General features: G+C 64.5%; 17 protein-coding genes. 12 read left to right on the top strand and 5 right to left on the bottom strand.

The window, feature by feature from the left end:
• Positions 1-837: 837 nt before the first annotated feature.
• The 4 genes from H6678_05015 to H6678_05000 all read left to right on the top strand — a co-directional run bounded on the left by H6678_05015 (position 838) and on the right by H6678_05000 (position 3689).
• Positions 838-1266, top strand: a complete 429-nt coding sequence (locus tag H6678_05015; protein ID MCB9473154.1) for an NfeD family protein — start codon at positions 838-840, stop codon at positions 1264-1266.
• A 23-nt stretch (positions 1267-1289) separates the two neighbouring features.
• Positions 1290-2201 (top strand): paraslipin, encoded by a 912-nt coding sequence (locus H6678_05010; protein MCB9473153.1) that lies wholly within the window; start codon positions 1290-1292, stop codon positions 2199-2201.
• Positions 2202-2293: 92 nt separating this feature from the next.
• Positions 2294-3157 carry a GNAT family N-acetyltransferase gene (locus H6678_05005; GenBank protein ID MCB9473152.1) on the top strand — a complete coding sequence of 288 codons (864 nt, stop codon included), beginning with the start codon at positions 2294-2296 and terminating at the stop codon, positions 3155-3157.
• 37 nt (positions 3158-3194) lie between these two features.
• A complete protein-coding gene (locus H6678_05000) occupies positions 3195-3689 on the top strand; it encodes a GNAT family N-acetyltransferase (protein ID MCB9473151.1) in 495 nt (164 codons plus the stop codon).
• Positions 3690-3902: 213 nt separating this feature from the next.
• Here the strand turns inward: H6678_05000 and H6678_04995 are convergent, their stop codons facing one another.
• Positions 3903-5375, bottom strand: a complete 1473-nt coding sequence (locus H6678_04995) for a POT family MFS transporter (GenBank protein MCB9473150.1) — start codon at positions 5373-5375, stop codon at positions 3903-3905.
• Between H6678_04995 and H6678_04990 the strand changes: the two genes are divergently transcribed.
• Positions 5374-7746: a hypothetical protein gene (locus tag H6678_04990; GenBank protein ID MCB9473149.1), complete on the top strand. Its 2373-nt coding sequence runs from the start codon at positions 5374-5376 to the stop codon at positions 7744-7746. The genes H6678_04995 and H6678_04990 overlap by 2 nt on opposite strands.
• A 65-nt stretch (positions 7747-7811) precedes the next feature.
• On the opposite strand, the gene H6678_04985 is transcribed toward H6678_04990, so the two are convergent.
• The 4 genes from H6678_04985 to H6678_04970 all read right to left on the bottom strand — a co-directional run bounded on the left by H6678_04985 (position 7812) and on the right by H6678_04970 (position 12889).
• A complete protein-coding gene (locus tag H6678_04985; GenBank protein MCB9473148.1) occupies positions 7812-8111 on the bottom strand; it encodes an MTH1187 family thiamine-binding protein in 300 nt (99 codons plus the stop codon).
• Between the two features lie 62 nt (positions 8112-8173).
• Positions 8174-10021 (bottom strand): PAS domain-containing methyl-accepting chemotaxis protein, encoded by a 1848-nt coding sequence (locus H6678_04980; GenBank protein MCB9473147.1) that lies wholly within the window; start codon positions 10019-10021, stop codon positions 8174-8176.
• A gap of 176 nt (positions 10022-10197) precedes the next feature.
• The gene (locus tag H6678_04975) at positions 10198-11922 is read right to left on the bottom strand and encodes a glutamine--tRNA ligase/YqeY domain fusion protein (protein ID MCB9473146.1); all 1725 of its coding nucleotides are present in this window, start codon (positions 11920-11922) and stop codon (positions 10198-10200) included.
• Positions 11923-12100: 178 nt separating this feature from the next.
• On the bottom strand, positions 12101-12889 hold the full coding sequence (locus H6678_04970) for a hypothetical protein (protein MCB9473145.1): 789 nt from the start codon (positions 12887-12889) through the stop codon (positions 12101-12103).
• A 376-nt stretch (positions 12890-13265) separates the two neighbouring features.
• On the opposite strand from H6678_04970, the gene H6678_04965 reads away from it, so the two are divergent.
• The 7 genes from H6678_04965 to H6678_04935 are packed head-to-tail and all read left to right on the top strand — an operon-like array spanning position 13266 to position 19627.
• Positions 13266-13808, top strand: a complete 543-nt coding sequence (locus H6678_04965; GenBank protein ID MCB9473144.1) for a DUF2878 domain-containing protein — start codon at positions 13266-13268, stop codon at positions 13806-13808.
• On the top strand, positions 13805-14563 hold the full coding sequence (locus H6678_04960; GenBank protein ID MCB9473143.1) for a DUF1295 domain-containing protein: 759 nt from the start codon (positions 13805-13807) through the stop codon (positions 14561-14563). Before H6678_04965 ends, H6678_04960 begins: the two co-directional genes overlap by 4 nt.
• Positions 14560-15810 carry an FAD-dependent oxidoreductase gene (locus H6678_04955; protein MCB9473142.1) on the top strand — a complete coding sequence of 417 codons (1251 nt, stop codon included), beginning with the start codon at positions 14560-14562 and terminating at the stop codon, positions 15808-15810. The genes H6678_04960 and H6678_04955 overlap by 4 nt, the downstream gene beginning before the upstream one ends.
• Positions 15732-16589: a DUF1365 domain-containing protein gene (locus H6678_04950; protein MCB9473141.1), complete on the top strand. Its 858-nt coding sequence runs from the start codon at positions 15732-15734 to the stop codon at positions 16587-16589. Before H6678_04955 ends, H6678_04950 begins: the two co-directional genes overlap by 79 nt.
• Positions 16590-16594: 5 nt before the next feature.
• On the top strand, positions 16595-17860 hold the full coding sequence (locus H6678_04945) for a class I SAM-dependent methyltransferase (protein MCB9473140.1): 1266 nt from the start codon (positions 16595-16597) through the stop codon (positions 17858-17860).
• Positions 17857-18885: a class I SAM-dependent methyltransferase gene (locus H6678_04940; GenBank protein ID MCB9473139.1), complete on the top strand. Its 1029-nt coding sequence runs from the start codon at positions 17857-17859 to the stop codon at positions 18883-18885. Before H6678_04945 ends, H6678_04940 begins: the two co-directional genes overlap by 4 nt.
• A 1-nt stretch (position 18886) precedes the next feature.
• On the top strand, positions 18887-19627 hold the full coding sequence (locus tag H6678_04935; protein MCB9473138.1) for an acyl-CoA desaturase: 741 nt from the start codon (positions 18887-18889) through the stop codon (positions 19625-19627).
• The last annotated feature ends 3 nt before the right edge of the window (positions 19628-19630 follow it).

Raw genomic sequence — 19630 nt, 5'->3', positions numbered from 1 at the left:
ATCCGACCTACCAGAGCTTCGTGAAATGTGGGCTAACGGGAGTTGCAACATCGATGGACATTGAAGTTTGAAGTCAGCACATCCATCGTTTACGAGAAGGTGATACGCCAATTGGACCCTAATGAACACTGATAATCAACAGCAGCTTTGCAGGAAAAGAGGTACCAACCGTGGCCAATGGTTCACATTTGTACTGATATTAAACCTTAACACCTCCGGACTGAAATGCGTGGTTACATCCTCACGCCATCCAGAAACATTCACTCGTTGTTACCCATCATTGCTGGCAAGCGCTCCAGATTTGTATTCAGCTCATATTGACAACCTGGACGCCTAGGACTGGTAGAGCTGCTTCTCCAAGGACGTCTTGGCCATATCGACAATGGTACGTGAACTTTACAACAGTGAGCTACTACAAGGCAAACTTGCAAACCCAGAACCATCGAGTCTACAAGCTCCAACTGTGACGCCACCAATTAAAATCCCCCCCCCCCCCCCCCCGCAACAGCCACCCAGGGATTCGAGACATCCTGCTCGCGAACGGTGCGGAGCAAGTTCGACGCGCCATCGTGAGGCGAAGGCGAGCGGCGCGAGCGGCGCGGGCGGCGCGGGCGGCGCGGGCGGTGGCGAAACGGTGCTGGATCGTCGTTGGCCGGTCTGAGCCGCCGCTGCGAAAATTGCCGGTCCGGTTAGGATGGCAAGCGCGCGGGCAGTAGCTTTCGCGCCATGTCACGAGGGCATTCCGGGGGGCCCTGAGCAACCGGCCCATTGAGTCACGCCGCCGCCCCTTCCTGGAACTCCACTCGCCCCGTTCAGCCATTGCGTTCCGGAGGCCTCATGCCCGTTTCCCAACCTTTGTTCTGGTGGATCCTCGCCGGCTTGCTGGTGCTGGCGGAACTGATGAGCGGCACCTTCTTCTTGCTGATGCTGGCGCTGGGTGCGGCCGCGGGAGCGATTGCCGCCCACCTGGGCCTGGGCCTCAGCGCCCAGATGACCGTGGCGGCTGTCGCGGGCGGAGGCGCGGTCTTCCTTTGGTATCTCAGGCGCCGCCATCAACCGCTGCCCAGGGAGGTCCAGAGCAATCCCGACGCGCTGCTGGACATCGGCTCCCGCGTCCAGGTGGACCAGTGGGCCGCCGACGGCAGTGCACGGGTCCAGTATCGCGGTGCCAACTGGAGCGCCCGCTGGGTGGGCGAGGGCCTTCCCGAGCCCGGCATGCATACCATTCACCGGATCGACGGCAGCGTCCTCCAGCTGGTTCGCTGATCCCCCCTTTCACGGAGTTCCCCATGGAACAGTTCGCCCTGTTGTTGCTGGTCATCGCCGGCTTCTTCGTGATGAGCGCCATCAAGGTGGTGCCCCAGCAGAACGCCTGGGTCGTGGAACGCCTGGGCAAGTATCACATCACCCTCAGCCCCGGGCTGAGCTTTCTGCTGCCCTTCGTCGACCGGGTGGCCTACAAGCATTCGCTCAAGGAGATTCCGCTGGACGTGCCCAGCCAGATCTGCATCACGCGGGACAACACCCAGCTGACCGTGGACGGAATCCTCTACTTCCAGGTGACCGACCCGATGCGCGCCAGCTACGGCGCCAGCAACTATGTGGTGGCCATCACCCAGCTGGCCCAGACCACCCTGCGCTCGGTGATCGGCCGGATGGAACTGGACAAGACCTTCGAGGAGCGTGACGCGATCAATGCCAGCGTGGTGCAGTCGCTGGACGAGGCGGCGCTCAACTGGGGCGTGAAGGTGTTGCGCTACGAGATCAAGGACCTGACCCCGCCGGTGGAGATCCTGCGCGCGATGCAGGCCCAGATCACGGCCGAACGCGAGAAGCGTGCGCTGATCGCGGCCTCCGAGGGACGGCGCCAGGAACAGATCAACATCGCCACGGGTGAACGCGAGGCCTTCATCGCGCGCTCCGAGGGTGCCAAGCAGGCCGAGATCAACAAGGCCCAGGGCGAGGCGGCCGCGATCACGGCCGTGGCCGACGCCACCGCGGACGCCATCACCAAGATCGCCGCGGCCATCCAGAAGCCCGGCGGCGAGCAGGCCGTGCAGCTCAAGGTGGCCGAGAAGGCCGTGGAAGCCTACGGCGAGCTGGCCCGGACCAACAACACGATGATCGTGCCGGGCAACATGACCGAGGTCTCGGGCCTGATCGGCACCGCGATGACCCTGTTCAAGGGCACCCGGGGCTGAGCTCGGCCCTCTTTCCAGACGAACACCACGGCCGGCCGGATCCTGACAGGGGCGGCCGGCCGTTCCACGACAAGGCAGGAGTGTCGCACAGCATGCACGAATTCTGGACCCAACCCGAACGCGCCGTGGCTCTCTTCTCGCTGCTGGACACGGTCTTTCCCGGCATCGCGCAGGCTGCGGAACGCATCCGCGGGCTGGGGGTATCGTGGGAGGGTGCCTCGACGCCCTTCGTTTTCGAGGAGGCCGGAGCCGCGCTGGCTCATGTGGGCCTGATCGAGCTGCCCCTGGTGCTGGAGGGACGGGAGACGGTGGTCGGCAGCGTGCACGCGGTGGCCACCCGCGCCGATCAGCGGGGGCGAGGGCTCTACCGTGCCGTGATGACCCGCCTGCTGGCCTGGTGTGAGTCACGCTTCAGCACTCTGGTACTCACGACCGAGCACCCCGAGTACTTCACGCCCTTCGGCTTTCGCCATTGCCCCGAAGCCGCCTTCCGGCTGGCGGTGGACCACGCCGGCCCGAGGGAGCCGCTGCGCCGGCTGGAGCTTTCCCAGCCGCTGGACCTGGCCCTGCTGCACCGCCTGCTGTCAACCCGTGAGCCGCTGTCGCACAGGCTTGGCGTGGTGCGCGAGCAGGCGATCTTCTGTTTCAACATGGGCCGCCAGGACCTGTGGTACAGTCAGGCGCTGGATGCGCTCTGCTGCTTCGAAAGGCAGGGCACGGGCCTGCGCCTGCTGGATCTGGTGGCGCCCCGCCTGCCGGCCTGGCCGCAGCTGTTGGCCTGCCTGCCGGGCCCGCTGGACGAAATCATCTTCGAGTTCTCACCCGACCGGCTGGCGCCGCAGGCGCTGCCCCAGCCGCGCCTGCTGGATCACGATGGCCCCTCCTGGCTGATGGTGCGGGGGCCCTGGCTGCCCGAGGGCACGCCCTTCACCCTGCCGATCCCGGCGCGAACATGAGTGAATCACCCAGCACCTGCGCCATGAAGGGCCGCCAATGAGCGCACATCACCGTCGACTGATGCGACTGGAACCCTTGCCCGAGTTGGTGGAGAGCGATCAGGATTCCGTGCGCTGCCCCTTGCCCGAGGATCGCCTGGCCCTCGCGCAGTTGATGCTGGACTCCTATAGGGGCAGCGTGGACGACGAGGGCGAGGACCTGGCGGGAAGTCTCAGGGAAGTGGACTCACTGTTCGCCAGCGAGTACGGAGACTGGCTGCCCAGCTTCTCCGGCATCGTTGAATTGAATGGCCGTCCGGCAGCTGCCACCCTCGTGACCCGCTGGCGAAATGCTCCATTCATCGCCTTCTCACTGACCCACCCCGACTTCCGTCGCCGCGGCCTGGCCCGGCGCGGCCTGCTGCGCGTGATCCACGCCCTGCGCGCCGCCGACGACACCTGCCTGCAACTGGTCGTGACCCGCGGCAACACCCCCGCCGAACGCCTGTACGAAGCCCTGGGCTTCGTCGAAGTGGACCGTCCTGCGACATGATCGTCGCCTCGTGTCGCGAGTCCGCCCCTCACCATTCGAATGTCCCCTGACAACACATTTCCAGTGTGCTGCGCCACTGCGAATGCCGTATTTCGAGCGACCATTGCATGGCGCCCCGGATTGCGCCAGTACGTCAATGGCGACAAGACCTGAGGGTGGCTTGTCTGGCCCGGCTGGAAGCTGCGACGTGTGGTGAAGAGTGTTGTGCTACGATCAGGCGGACTCGCTGGTCTGGAGGTACGTTCGGCCCTGGAAACGACGGGCGACGGGGACGAAGAGCAGCGCGGCGGCGGCCATCAGCAGGGCGAAGAACCAGAAGTACTCGCGATTGGCCAGGCGACTGGCACCGTGCTCGTCCAGCAGCAGGAAGTTGATCGCGGCCACCAGCAGGTTGCCCAGACTGATGCTCAGGAAGAACAGCGCCATCACCAGCGACTTGAGGGTGCGCGGCGCCTGGGTGTAGCTGAACTCCAGACAGGTCACCGACACCAGCACCTCCCCTGCCGTGATCAGAATCCAGGCCGGCAGCTGCCAGGCGATGTTCGGGGTCTGACCGGCGGCGATCACGGTCTCCAGTCCGGCGCTCCAGGCGAAGGCCAGGGCCGTGAGCCAGAAGCCCAGCCCGATCCGGCGCAGAGCGCCGAAAGGCATCAGGCGGCCGATCCAGGGATAGAGCACGGCCGTGAACAGCGGCACCAACAGCAGGATCAGCACCGGGTTGAGCGCCTGCACCTGCGAGGGCAGCCAGCTCACACCCAGCGCGTGCAGATTCATTCGTGTGCCCTGCAGCACCCAGGAGGACCCGGTCTGGTCGTAAAGCGCCCAGAACACCGCCACGAAGAGGTAGATCCCCACCAGGCGCCCCAGCGCATCACGCCCTTCGGCGGAGACGATTTCCCGCCAGACCGCCATGCCGCGCGCGGGAATGTGCACGAAGCGATCACGACCCAGCCAGAAGATGAAGGTCGCCAGGGCCATCAGCACACCGGGCAGACCGAAAGCCACCGCCGAGCCCCAGGTCGCCAGCAGCCAGGGAATCAACAGGGTGGCCACGAAGCTGCCCAGATTGATCGCGAAATAGAAGGCCCCGAATACACCGGGCAGGCGATGCTGGTTGCGCTCGCCGAACTGATCGCCCACGTGAGCCGACACGCAGGGTTTGATGCCTCCGGCGCCCAGCGCGATCAGGCTCAGACCCAGCAGCAGGCCCAGACGGGTCTCGTCCAGGGCCAGACAGAGATGCCCCAGGCAGTAGAACAGCGACAGGGAAAGAATGGTGCGGTATTTGCCAAGAAAAACATCCGCGAGCAGGGCTCCTGCCAGCGGGGTGAAGTAGACCGCCGCATTGAAGGCATGGTACCAGGCCCGGGCCTCGCCCTCCTCCATGGGAGCCGGAGCGCCCGTGCGGTCCAGCAGGGCGGTGGTCATGAAGACCACGAGAATGGCCTTCATCCCGTAGAAGCTGAAGCGCTCGGCCGCTTCATTGCTGACGATGTAGGGAATGCCCGGCGGCAGCTCGCTGCTGTCCAGCGGGGACTCGCGGTAGGTATTCGGCTTCAGGGGTTCCTCCACGGCGCGAACAGGTTGCTCGCGAAGTGCGAGCTTGGGGGGCCGCCACGACAACAACGAACGGACACAGGGGCGCCGGATCGAATGGTCCGGGCCTTCCAGATCAGGACGAGTCATGAAAAGAATTGCCCCCAGAGTACGGTTCTCCAGACAGATCTTCCTCCTGGCCGCTGGCCTGCTGGCACTTGGAATCGCCCGCAGCGCCTCCGCCTGCCCCGAACTGCTGGGCACTCAACCCTTGCTGGGCTCCGCGGCCGATCTGGTGCTGGACGGCGACAGCCTGCTCTGCGGGGGCCAGAAACTGCGGCTCTACGGACTGGCCAACCCGGAGGTGCCGGTTCTGCTGGACAGTCTCGAGCTGGCGGCACCCGTGCTGGCACTGGGCAAGTTGCCCGGCAGCTCACGCTACTGCGCGCTGGATGCGGGCACTCTGATCTGTGTGGACTTCGCCAGCGACGGCGGCCCCTCCGTGATCGGCAGTCTGCCCCTGGACGAAACAGCTTCCTGCCTGGCCGTCGAGGGCAACCGGGCCTGGATCGGAATGGAATCCGGCGGGATCCTGCCCGTGGACCTGTCCTCGCCCGATTCGCCCGTGGCCGGCGAACGCCTGGATACTCCGGGCAACACGCGCGCACTGCTGTACCACGACGGACTGCTGCTGGTGGCCGACGAAACATCCTTCCGCATTCTCACGGCTCCTCCGGACGGTCCTCTGGAAGAACAGGGCAGCGCCAGTCCGGGCACCGGCTTGCGGGTCCTGGCGGCCATTGGAGATGTGGCGGCCTGCCTGCAGTATGGTTTCGGGATTCGCCTCTATGACATCAGCGTGCCCAATGATCCCCGGCCGATCACTCTGTTGAACCAGTATCTGGCCTTCTCCTACACCAAGCAGATGACATTCGCGGGCAACGACCTGCTGCTCGCCGGGCGTTACCTGTTCTCGATCGATGTCTCACGCCCGGAAGACCCGCACGTGCTGGGCCTGACGCCCACCAACAACCTGCGCGGACTGGCGCTCGAGACCCGCGGCGAGGTCGCCTGGGTACTGGCCAGTGCGGTCAATGCGTCCCAGAGCCACCTGGAAGTGATGAGCGCCAACTGCGATCCGGGAGCCGATCACGCCTTCAGTCTGGAAGCCGACGAGACGGAGCGGGTGGGCCTGAACGGTGAGACGGCGAGTTTCACGGTGCATCTGGCCAATCGCGGGGACTTTCCCGGGCACTACAGCGTGGCGACGAGCCCCAGTACCTGGCCGGTGACGCTGCACGACGCGGCGAGCGGCGAGATTCTGAACGAGGTGCCCGAGCTGGGTCTGCTGGAGACCTTTCTGGTGGAAGTGCGCGTGCACGTGCCCGAATCGCCGCTGATCTTCAGTGACACGGTCTCCCTGCTGGCCGCCTCGCTGGACGATCCGGAGCAGACCGAGGAAGTGCAGCTGGTAACCATCAGCTCCTGCTGGAACCAGGGAAATCTGCCCGGGACTCTGGCACACGAGGAACTGGCGGGCATGAGCACTCTGGGCGATGGCGAGTGGCTGGGCGACGGCAACCTGGCCTGGCTGGCCCCGGAGCTGCCCGCCGTGTTGCTGATCGATGACACCGAAGGCACGCTCAGCGCTCCGCCCATCACGCTGGCGCCCGGGGACTGGCGCGGACTGGCCTGGCAGGCGAGCGGCGGGGGCCATTTCTGGACCAGCCGTGGCATGGAACTGGTCCGGCTGGATTTGCCGGATCACGACGCGCAGTTCTTCTCGATGCCTGAACTGATGCCCGCCTCGGGGGCCCGGGTCGCCGGGATGACCGTGGATGCCCGCAGCGAGCGCCTCTGGGTGCTCATGGATGGGCCCGAAGAGGATCAGATGTTGACCGTGGACATCAGCGGCAACACGCCCGAACGTGAGTTCCAGAATGGGATCGAGTGGAACATCGCCTGTCCCGATGGAGTGCGCGGACTGGATTACAGCGAGGAAACCAGCCAGATGCTGGCTTTCGGCCTGCCCGGCGCCGAACTGGAGTGCATCACGGACATCGGGGCGGGTGTGGTCTCGGCGCGCGGAGACTTCTGCCCCAGCGGGCTGGAGCTGCCCTTCGGACTGGCACTGGGCGGCGACGGCAGCGTGTACACGCCCTGGCTGGATGGCGACGCATTCCGGATCCGACGCTATGCGGCCCCCTGCCAGACCACGGACGTGCGGTCAGTGGGCGTGCAGCGGCCCAGCCACTTTGGCCTGGTGGCCTCGCCCAATCCATTCAATCCAAGCACCAACATCCGCTTCTCGCTGGACCGGACCGGCCCCGTGAGGCTGGCCGTATACAATCTGGCGGGTCAGTTGCTGGAAACACTCGTCGAGGACACCCTGCCCGGTGGTGATCACCGGGTGCAGTGGCGGGCCGGCACCAGCGCCAGCGGCCTGTATCTGCTGCGCATCGACGGGCCGGGCCCCGGGGGTCGGCAGAGCGAGGTGCAGCGGATCCTGCTGGTGCGCTGAGGCGCAGACACACAACGGAAATGAAAGGCCCGGATCACGCTGGCAGGCGCGATCCGGGCTGTTGCTCAGGTCAGTTTGTCTTCCACGCTGCGCACCTTGTCGTCCAGGCCCTGGACCCGATCGGTGCGGGTGCCCATCCGGATCGAGGTGGTGACACGGGGTGCACCCATCCGGTGCAGTTCCTCGTGGCAGGCCCTCACCGCGGCAAAGACCTCGTCCCATTCCCCTTCGATGTTGGTGCCGTAGGCGTGCAGGCGGGCATTCAGCCCCGCTGCGCGCAGAATCTTCTCGCAGGCCGCCACATAAGGCGACAAGGAAATGCCCACGCCCAGTGGCACGACGCTCAGGTCCAGCAGCACATGCATGACGTACCTCCACGGTTTTGATTGCGTGAAGATACGGTGGGCGCGCCAGACCGGCGCAAGCCTCAGGCCTCCAGAGCCGAAACGCGCTGCAGGCTGGGCTCATCCAGCTTGAACTGCACGGCCATCGCTTCCAGTTCGACGGCGAGACGCGCCAGTTCCTGGGCCGCATTCTCCATCTGGGTTGCGCCACTGGTGGTCTGGAGGATCCGGCCCGAGACACCGTCCATGGTCTCCGCCGTGATCCGTGCTCCGCGCGCCGCTTCGTTGACATCACGCGAGATGGCCACCGCTCCTTCGGCACTTTCGTTGATCGAGTTGGCGATCTGGCCCACTCCCTGAGTCACGTCGGCCACGTGGCTGCTGATTTCGTTCACGGCCGAATTCTGTTCCTGCACCGAGCTGCGGATGCTTTCCACCGAGGAACTGACCGTGTGGATGATGCCTTCGATGCCGGCAATGGCACTCACCGCATTGTTGCTGCTCTGCTGTACCCCGTTGATCCGCTGGCCGATGTCCTTTGCCGCGTTGGCGCTCTGGCGCGCCAGTTCCTTGATCTCGCCGGCGACCACCGAGAAGCCCTTGCCCGCCTCACCCGCGCGGGCCGCTTCGATGGTGGCGTTCAGCGCCAGCAGATTGGTCTGGTCGGCAATGCTCTCGATGACCTTGGTGACCTGACCGATCTCCTTGGCCGAGAGACCCAGGGTTTCCATGGTGCGTGTCGCTTCGCCCACCAGCCCGCTGGCCTGCTGACTGACCTGCCAGCCTTCCTCGGCGTGACGCACGATGCTGCCGATGGAACTGGAGATCTCTTCAATGGCCGCGGCCACGCTGTTCATGTTGTTGGAGATGCCGGAAGCCGTGCCCGAAACGGTCCGCGTGTTCACGCTCAGTTCCTCGGCCGCGCTGGCGATGCTGGTGATGCGGTGCGAGACTTCTCCGGTGGTCTGGGTCGCGGCGTCGGACCCCGTGCTCATCTCGTGGCTGCGCGAGAGCAGTTCGCGCGCGGTCACCGACAGTTCTTCCGCCGAATTGGAGAGCACGAGAATGCTGGAGCGTACCTTGCCCATGGTCGAGGCGATGCTGCCGACCGCACTGTTGAAGACCGTGGCGATGCCCGTGAAGCGCTCGTGAACCTCGGTGGTGTTCTCGTTGCCCTTGGCCGTGTGATACGCGGTGGTCAGGTCACCGGCGGCCAGCTGGTCCAGGCAGTGCGAGAGCCGCTTGACTTCCACGCTCTGGTAGGCGCTCACCTGGCGCATCTGCTCCTGCTGGCGATTGAGCGCCGTGCGATCGATGATGATTTCCACCGCCCCGCGTACACGGCCATCAGCGGACTTCAGTGGCACCGCCTGGTAGTCGATCTCGAAATGCTGCCCCGCGGGCCGAGCCACCTGCGATCCGGCTTCCCCCTTGCCACTCTTCATGCAACGCCCCAGCGCGCACTTTTCCGTGTTGCAGTGCTCGGCCTGGAACATCTCATGGCAATGCACGGGAGCGTGCTCCATGTCCTTCACCTTTCCTACGGCCAGAGCCATGCCGTTCGCGTACTGCAATCGGAAGGACCCATCGATGGTGATCAGCGGAATTGGCAGATCGTTGAGCAGGCTCGTGAAGGAATCGGCCACGTCGTGCAGTGCCAGCACCAGCGGACGCAGATCGCTGGCCACGCTGGCAGGGTCGAGACGCTCGTTCAGCCGCCCTTCGCGGATGGCATCCACCAGACCCTCCACACGGCGACGGATGCGCCAGAGGGCCATGTTGTAGATGAGCACGAAAACGACGCTGACCAGCCCCAGGGGCAGGGCCATTTCCACGATCAGGGCATGTTCCTCACCCGCACTGAGCCAGCCCCCAAGGGCGAACACCCCGAGGACCAAGACCAGCAACACGTCCATTCTCAAATGCTTCATGATACTCTCCTGTATTGGCTGAGACAGGTATCGACAGAACGACTAATCGAGTTTATTCCTTCACAAGTGCATTCCCGCCGATTCGGCGAAATTGCTTTCAAAGCAAAAGAAAAGGGGGCAATGTGATTGCCCCCGAAGACTTGTGAATCGACTAACACAGTGCTGTCAGAGCATGATCAGCTTCGGGGCCCCCGGGACTGGATGCGCGCCCAGGTGTCACGCAGGGTGACCGTGCGATTGAAGACCAGCGCTCCCGGGCGGCTGTCCGGATCCACGCAGAAATAGCCCAGCCGCTCGAACTGGCAGGCCCAGCCTGCCTCCTTGCCATCCAGGTCCGCTTCCACCCAGGCAGGCTGCACGGTCTCCAGAGCAGCCGGGTTGAGCCAATCAAGGAAACTGCCGCCTTCGGGCACCTTGTTCGGATTTTCCACTGTGAACAGCCGGTCATAGAGGCGCACTTCGGCGGGAATCGCGTGGGCCGCGGACACCCAGTGCAGGGTGGCCTTCACCTTGCGCCCGTCGGGCGCATTGCCGCCACGGGTTTCCGGATCGTGGCTGCAGCGCAGTTCGGTGATCTCGCCCTGTTCGTTCTTGATCACCGAGGTGCAGGTGATGAAGTAGCCCGAGCGCAAGCGCACCTCGCGGCCCGGAGCCAGACGGAAGAAGTCCTTGGGGGGATTCTCCATGAAGTCCTCGCGCTCGATCCAGAGTTCCCGCGAGAAAGGCACACGGCGACTGCCCAGCTCCGGCTGCTCGGGGTTGATCTGTGCTTCCAGCCAGTCTTCACGATCCTCGGGCCAGTTCTCGATGACCACTTTCAACGGACGCAGCACAGCCATCGTACGCGGAGAGTGGTAGTTCAGGTCTTCGCGCAGCACGGACTCGAGCAGGGCGATGTCCACCGTACTCTCCCGGCGTGCCACACCCACGCGGTCGCAGAACTCGCGGATCGCACGCGGAGAATACCCACGGCGGCGCATGCCCGCGATGGTGGGCAGGCGCGGATCATCCCAGCCCTTCACATGGCCGTCGCGCACCAGTTCCAGCAGGCGGCGCTTGCTCATCACGGTCCAGCCCAGGTTCAGGCGGGCGAATTCAATCTGGCGCGGGCGACTGGGCACCTCCAGGTTGTCCAGGAACCAGTCATAGAGCTCACGGTTGTTCTCGAACTCCAGAGTGCAGAGCGAATGCGTGATGCCCTCGATGGAATCGCTGAGCCCATGGGCGAAATCGTACATCGGGTAGATGTTCCAGCTGTCACCCGCCCGATGGTGTGCCACGCGCCGGATGCGGTAGACCAGTGGGTCGCGCATCTTCATGTTCACATGATCCATGGCGATCTTCGCGCGCAGCGTGTAGGTGCCGTCGGGGTGCAGTCCCTGGCGCATCTCCTCGAGCAGGCGCAGGCTCTCCTCGGCCGGGCGTTCGCGATCGGGGCTGTTGCGCCCCGGTTCGGTGACCGTGCCGCGATACTCGCGGATCTGGGCATCGCTCAGGCTGCAGACGTAGGCCTTGCCGGAGCGGACCAGGTCCTGGGCCCAGATGTAAAGCTGCCCGAAATAGTCGGAGGCGTGATACTCGCGCTCGTCCCAGTCGAATCCCAGCCAGTGCACATCCCGCTTGATCGCATCAACGTAGCTCTGCTCTTCGGTTTCCGGATTGGTGTCGTCGAAGCGCAGGTTGGTCAGCCCCCCATTCTCGGCCGCCACGCTGAAATTCAAGCAGATCGACTTGGCGTGCCCGATGTGCAGGTGGCCGTTGGGCTCGGGAGGAAAGCGCGTGTGCACAGTCGTGTGCTTGCCGCTCTTCAGGTCTTCGGCAATGATTTCACGAATGAAATCCAGGCCCTTGCGCGGGGCCTCGGCCTCGCCGCCTTCCGGGCGGGTGTCCTTGTCGCTCATGGATGATCCTTTGCTCGCGATGATTCCAGTTCGCCGGGGCTGTTCCCCGACGAAGCGCCGAAGATAGGATTCCCGCTCTTCGGCCCGGGTGTGCCCGGGTCAAAAAAAGGCGGTTCCGGTCAGACCGGAACCGCTTGTATCGCACTCACCGTGCCTCCGCCCGGAGGCCCGGTGGAAACTACTGGGTGATGGGAATCGAGAAGCTGCCATTGGTGATGGTGTGGCTGCCGGTTCCCGACAGGGGCACGCCCGTGAAGGAGAAGGTGCCCGTGATGGTGTCGTTGGCCACCGAGGTGATCTCCACGCTGCCCGAGCCCATGCCGAAAGTGGCCATGAACAGGTCCAGCGGCGTGGCGATGTTGGGAATGTAGGTGGCCGAGTTGCCCGCCGTGCCCAGGCTGTAGGTGCCCGCGGTGTCGCCCAGCAGGTTGAACTGGATCTGGCGGGTGAAGTCGCCGGCGACGATGCCCATCGCCCCATCGGCGCGCATGGCCGTGGTGAAGGAGTTGAGGGTGTACACCGTGCCGTCGATGGTGGCGGTCATCGTGCCCGTGGTGCTGCCGAAGTTGTAATGGTCGCAGTCGATCATGGTCGAGATGCGGGTGTAGCTGAAGTCCTCACCGTCTTCGTCAACAATGGTCAGGGTGTTGCCGCTGACGGTGTAGGCCACGCTGCTGGTGCCCACCGTGCCGGTGGTGGTGATGCTGTCGGCATCGGCACTCCAGGTGCCCTCGAAACTGATGCAGGTCTCGGCGGCCAGATCGGCCAGCACCCAGGTGATCGCTCCCGTGGAGGTCATCTGGATGGTCTCTTCGTCGACACCGGCCTCGGTGTGCTGCCAGATGCCAACCACGGCATCGGCACCGGTGTTGTTGCTGTCGCTGCTGTCGTCTTCGCAGGAGATCAAGCCGAATCCCAACAGAGCGCTCAGGCCCAGGGCGGCAAACAGTTTCCAGGGAGTCTTCATGCAGGATCCTCGCTTCATTAAACACTGATTGAGTTCGCGTTGACCTGTTCGCGGAAAGCCTGCGACTCGGACTGTCCGCGAAAAGGGACCGTCAAGGTAGGCAAATTCAGGGAGTATGAGCGAGAGTTTGCCCGACAACTCTGACGATGATCGTTAACCCACGCTCTCCGGTCGCCGTCCTCGACACTCGTATGATGATAACTCAGCTATTCTTGGCAAGTCCCGGTTTCCAAAGCCAAAAGCATGGATCAAACCGGAATCCAATCCCCGAAAGAATCGTACTGCCCTGTGCGATCCGCGCGCTTGAGCTTGTCCGGATACCCTTCGAGAGCTAATTTAGGACCGATTTCGTCCTATTTATTGAGGAGTGGATATCGTGGTTCCATGGCTGCTGGGAAATGCACTGGCGAACCAACTGGTCTGGTTCGCGGCGGTACTGGGTGCCGCTCGTGGCAGCTCGCTGCCGGGAGTGGCCATGGCACTGCTGTTTCTGTTGGTGCAACTGCGGCTGCTCAAGGATCCGGGACGCGAACTGGGTTTCGTGCTGTTGCTGACCCTTGCCGGAGGCTGTCTGGACAGCATCCTCTCCATGCTGGGGCTGGTGGACTATGCGCCGTCCCGATCCTTCGATTGGTTGGCTCCAGCCTGGATCTGGGCTCTCTGGTTGTCCTTCGCCCTCACGGTGCGACATTCATTGCGTTCGCTGCTTCGGCGGGCCTGGGCGGCTCCCTTTCTGGGACTGGCGGGCGCACCGCTGGCCTATATGGCTGCCCACAGAATGCAGGCGGTTGAGGTGGCACTTCCGGGGCTGCTGGTCATCGGCCTGTGCTGGTCCTTGTTTCTGTCAAGCCTTGGCCGAGTGCTGAGCGAGAACCGCCCCGCCCTGAGATTGGCGTTGAGCAAGGAAGGCAAGGCATGATACCTCCCTGGCTCAATCCGGCGGATGCCCTGCCTCTGGCAATCGCTTTTGGACTGCTCTGGCTGGAAAGTCTGCGCCGACGCGACGCCAGCATTCTGGACATCGCCTGGGGACCGGGTTTCGTGCTGCTGGCCAGCTGGCACTTTCTGCGGACGGACCCCACACCGCGTTCCAGCCTTCTGCTGGTTCTGATCTGGGTCTGGGGGCTGCGGCTGGCCTGGCATATCGGCAAGCGCCACCGGGGCGAAGATGCCCGCTATCGGCGCTGGCGCGAACAGGCCGGTGCCACCTGGTGGTGGCGCAGCCTGTTCACCGTCTTCCTGTTGCAGGCATCCATTCTCTGGGTCGTGGCCCGGCCATTGCCTGCGGTGATCCAGAGCGACGCTGGTCTCACACCCTGGCTGGATGGGGCGGGTGTGCTGCTGGCCCTCGCCGGTCTGGCATGGGAAAGTGTGGGTGATGCCCAACTGGCAAGATTCCGCCGGGAAGGCGGACGGGGACTGTATACGGAAGGACTCTGGCGCTGCAGTCGTCATCCAAACTACTTCGGCGAAGCCGTGTTCTGGTGGGGAATCTACCTGCTGGCTCTGGCCGCGGGAGCCGGTGCCAGCATCTTTTCGCCCGTGATCATGACCCTTCTGCTGCGCTTCGGCTCGGGGGTCCCCCTGCTGGAACGCACGATGAGCCAGCGAGAAGGCTGGCCCGAGTACGCAAGGCGAACCAATGCGTTCTTTCCGTGGAGGCCACGCCCATGAGAGAGCATCTGGCCGTGATCGGATCCGGCATTTCCGGCCTGGGTGCCGCCCATGTGCTGGGACGTGTCCATCAGGTGGAACTGTTCGAGGCCGCCCCGCGTTTCGGTGGGCACGTGCACACCCACCAGATCCGGCAGGAAGGACGGGAGCTGGCTGTGGACTCGGGATTCATCGTGTTCAACGAACACAACTATCCCCTGTTCACGCGCTTGCTGCAACAGCTGGACGTGGAGTCGCGGGCCAGCACCATGAGCTTTTCGGTGAAGAATGAACGCAGCGGCCTGGAGTACAACGGCAGCAGTCCGGGCCAGTTGTTCAGCCAGCGGCGCAACCTGTTCTCTCCGGCCTTCCATCACATGCTGCGGGACATTGTGAGCTTCAACCGGGAAGCCCGCGAACTGGCCCGGGACAAGGACCAGGATCTCAGCCTGGGCGAGTTTCTGGACCGCGGTGGCTGGTCGCGGACCTTCCGCGAGAACTACCTGCTGCCGATGGGCTCGGCACTCTGGAGCGCCGATCCGCGCATGCTGCTGGAGTTTCCCGCGCAGACCTTCGTGCGCTTCTTTGACCACCACCGGATGCTGGACCTCAAGGGGCGTCCGGAGTGGCGCACGGTGCAGGGCGGCTCCGACGTGTACGTGCGCGCCCTGCTCAAGCAGTTCACGGGGAGGGCCCACAGCTCGTGCCCGGTGGCCGGAATCCGGCGGACAGACACCGGGGTGGAGCTGCGCTTTCCCGAGCAGCCGCCGCGCCTGTTCGATCAGGTGATCCTGGCCGTGCACTCCGATCAGGCCCTGCGCCTGCTGGACGATCCCTCACCCCGGGAAGTGGAACTGCTCTCGTCGATTCCATACCAGGCGAATGAGACCGTGATGCACACCGATGCCCGCATCCTGCCGTCACGGCGCAAGGCCTGGGGTGCCTGGAACAGCCGGATTCCCCGGGAGGAGCGCGGGCTGGCCACGGTGAGCTACCTGATGAACCAGCTTCAGGGCCTTCCGGTGAGCACACCCTTGCTGGTGAGCCTGAACAGCACCCAGGACATCGATCCGGCGAGCATTCTGGCGCGCATAGACTACGAGCATCCGGTGTACACGGCAGCCGCTGTTGCCGGGCGACGCCTGCTGCCCACGCTGAATGGCCAGCGCCGGACCTGGTACTGTGGTGCATGGTGCGGCAATGGCTTTCACGAAGACGGTCTGCGCAGTGCGATGGACGTCTGCGCCGGATTCGGGCTGAGTCTGTGAACGGCCCGGACCGCAGCGGAATCTACCGGGGTACCGTGGTGCACGACCGGCGCAGTCCGCGGATCCACCGATTCCGCACCTCGCTCGTGATGTGCGGATTCGATCTGGATCGGCTGGATACGCTGTTCGCGGACTCGCTGCTCTGGAGCACACGGCACCGCGCTCTGGTGGAGTTCCGCCGCAGCGACTACCACGGCGACCCGAAGAGCCCTCTGGCGGAAGCCGTGCGCAGGACCGTGCATGACTCCTGCGGGATATGGCCGGAAGGACCGATCCTGCTGCTGACCCAGCCGCGCGTACTGGGCCTGTGTTTCAACCCGGTCAGTTTCTACTACTGCTGGCACAAGGATGGCGACACTCTGGCCGCGATCGTGGCCGAAGTGACCAACACACCCTGGAACGAGCGCAGGGCGCATGTGCTGCCACTGGACACGGCTGTCCCGGAAGGGCGGTTTCATGGCTGGCACTTCAGCAAGGACTTCCACGTGTCTCCCTTCATGCCCATGGAACAGGAGTATCAATGGCGATTCACGACCCCCACGGAACGGTTGAACGTGCGCATGCGCACCCTCCAGCAGAAGGCCTGCGTGTTCCAGGCCAGCCTGCACCTCACCCGCACGCCCATGACGGCGGCGGCAATGGTCCGGGCGCAACTGGCGCATCCCTGGATGCCCGCCAGGATCCTGCTGGCGATCTACTGGCAGGCGCTGAAACTGTGGCTCAAGGGCGTGCCGTTTCACCCGCATCCCAAACACCGGCTGAAGGACGCAACCCCCTGAGCCCCGTGCCGGATGCTCTCCCGAAAGCCGGAGCCCCCATCGGCGACCGGCGCTGGCTCACGCCCTGGTTGCGCTCGCTGGTCCACAAGCGTCTGCAGGGCCTGCAGGAGGGCCGATTGCGCGTGGTCGAAGACGGCACCTTGCAGGAGTTCGGTCGGCAGGGTCCCGTGATCCAGGTACGCGTGCACGACGGACTGCTCTGGAACCGGTTGGCTCTGGGGGGCGGAACCGGGGCCGCGGATGCCTGGTCCGAGGGTCTGTGGGACAGCCCTGATCTGGTGGGTCTGGTGCGCCTGCTGGTGCGCAACCGTGCCACACTGGAAGGGCTTGACAGTGGCGCTGCCCGCATCGCCCAGTGGCTGGGCCGCCTGGCGCACCGTCTGCGTCGCAACACGCCTGCGGGCAGCCGCGAGAACATCGCCGCCCACTACGATCTGGGGAACGATTTCTATCGCCTGTTTCTGGACGACAGCCTGAGCTACTCGGCCGCGGTCTGGGCGCATCCCACCGACAGTCTGGAAGAGGCCCAGAAGGAAAAGATCGACCGTCTCTGCCGGCATCTGGACCTGCAGCCCGGGCACAATCTGCTGGAGATCGGGACGGGCTGGGGAGCGCTGGCGCTTCACGCGGCGCGCGAGTATGGCTGCCGTGTGACAACCACCACCATTTCCACCGAGCAGGCGGCCCACGCGCGCGCCGCCGTGCGCCAGGCCAGGCTGGAAGACAGGATCGAGGTGATCGAGCTGGACTACCGCAAGCTGGAAGGACAGTACGACCGGCTGGTATCGGTGGAAATGATCGAGGCGGTGGGCCACGAGTACCTGGCCGGCTTCATCTCCACGTGTTCCGCGCTGCTGAAACCCGACGGTCTGATGGCGCTGCAGGCCATCACCTATCCGGACCGCCATTACGAGGGCTACCGACGTCGCGCGGACTTCATTCAGCGCCGGATCTTTCCCGGTTCCTGCCTGGTCTCGCTGGCGCACCTGTACCGGCAACTGGGCGAGGTCAGCGACCTGCGCCCCGTGCTCCTCGAAGACATCACCGAGCACTACGCCACCACTCTGGCAGCCTGGCGCGTCAAACTGCTGGCAAACCGCACACAGGCTCTGGCGCTGGGTTACGGTGAGTCATTCCTGCGGCTCTGGGAGTATTATCTGGCCTACTGTGAAGGTGGTTTCCGCGAGCATTTCATCGGAGATGTGCAACTGATACTGGCCAAGCCCGAGGCGCGTCCGCGGCCGGGACACACAGGAGGAGCCTGGGCATGAGCATTGCGATCGAGCTGGCGGAACGGGGCTGGTTGCCGGACTTCCTGGTACGCGCGGGCATTCGCCGCCTGCTGGCCGCACGCCTGACCGAAGAACGCGCCCGGGCCGCCTCGGGAGCCATGGACGCCTGGATCACGGAACTGGGCGATGGACCGGTGGCGCTGCTTCCGGAAAAGGCCAACGAGCAGCATTACGAAGTGCCGCCCGAGTTCTTTCACGCCATGCTGGGCCCCCGGCTCAAGTACAGCTCGTGCATCCACCCTCAGGGAACGGAAAGCCTGGCCGAGGCCGAGACCCTCATGCTCGAGCTGTGTGTCCAGCGCGCCGGACTGGTCGATGGTCAGCGCATCCTGGAACTGGGCTGTGGCTGGGGGTCACTGAGCCTGTTCATGGCTCAGCGCTTTCCGGCCGCGCGCATCACGGCGGTGTCCAACAGCGCACCCCAGCGCAGGGAGATTCTGCAACGGGCGACGGCCCTTGGGCTGAGCAATCTCGACGTGATCACGGCGGACATGAACAACTTCGACACGGACCAGCGCTTCGACCGGGTGGTCTCCGTGGAAATGTTCGAACACATGTACAACCTGCCTCTGCTGCTGCGCCGCGTGCGCGGCTGGCTGGCACCCGGCGGCAGACTCTTCCTGCACGTGTTCTGCCACAGGGAGTACAGTTATCCCTTCGCCGTCCGCGGTCAGCAGGACTGGATGGCGCGCCACTTCTTCAGCGGCGGGATGATGCCCGCGGAGTCGCTCTACGAACGCTTTGGCGAACACATGTTGGTTGAAAATCGCTGGGTCGTGAGTGGCACACATTACGCGCGTACCAGTCGTCAATGGCTCGAGCGCCTGGATGCCAACCGCGAGGCGGCCCTGAAGGCCCTGGCCGATGCGGGAGACCCGTCCAGTGCCTCCCTGCGCCTGCAGCGCTGGCGGATGTTCGTGATGGCCTGCGAGGAGTTGTTCGGTCATGATGGGGGACGGGAGTGGTTCGTGTCCCACCAATTGCTGCGCCCTGTGGAGGAGTGAGATGCTGACGGTGTTCATCGCGCATTGGTTCGCTTCGTTGGCGGCCCAGACCCTGTATCACCACCGCTACTCGGCCCATGGAATGTACCGGCTCTCGCCACGCATGGAGCGAGTATTCCATCTGCTCAGTTTCCTGGCCCAGGGCCCTTCCTGGCTGGAGCCGAGAGCCTATGCGATTCTGCATCGGCTGCATCACGCCCACAGCGATCGCGAGCTGGATCCTCACAGTCCTCTGCGCCATCGGACGGTTGTGGGGATGATGCACGAAACCCTGGGCCGCTATCGCCTGGCCAAGAGTCGGCAGGATCCGGAGATGGAAAGCCTGGCCGCCCGCACGCCCGAGTGGCCCTGGCTGGACCGGGCGGCTGATACCTGGACCGCGCGCATCCTCTTCGGTGCCGCCTGGACGGCCGTTTACGTGATCTGGGCGCCATCGCCCTGGTGGTTCCTGCTGCTTCCCCTGCACTGGTTGATGGGGCCGCTGCACGGTGCCATCGTCAACTGGGCCGGACACAAGTACGGCTACGTGAATCATCACGACACGGGGGACAATTCCCGCAATACCCTGCCCGTGGACCTGCTGCTGATGGGCGAGCTGTATCAGAACAATCACCATCAGTCCCCCACGCGCGCCAATTTCGCGCACCGCTGGTTCGAGCTGGATCCGGGCTGGTGGTTGTTGCGTGTCCTCTCCGCCTGTGGGGTGCTGAGCCTGCGTGGGCGCACGGATTCCGGGAACTGATCC

Source organism: Candidatus Delongbacteria bacterium, assembly GCA_020634015.1.
Taxonomy (GTDB): Bacteria; CAIWAD01; CAIWAD01; order CAIWAD01; family CAIWAD01; genus JACKCN01.
Note: the sequence above shows the minus strand (reverse complement) of the source record. Positions and strands in the feature narration are given on the sequence as shown.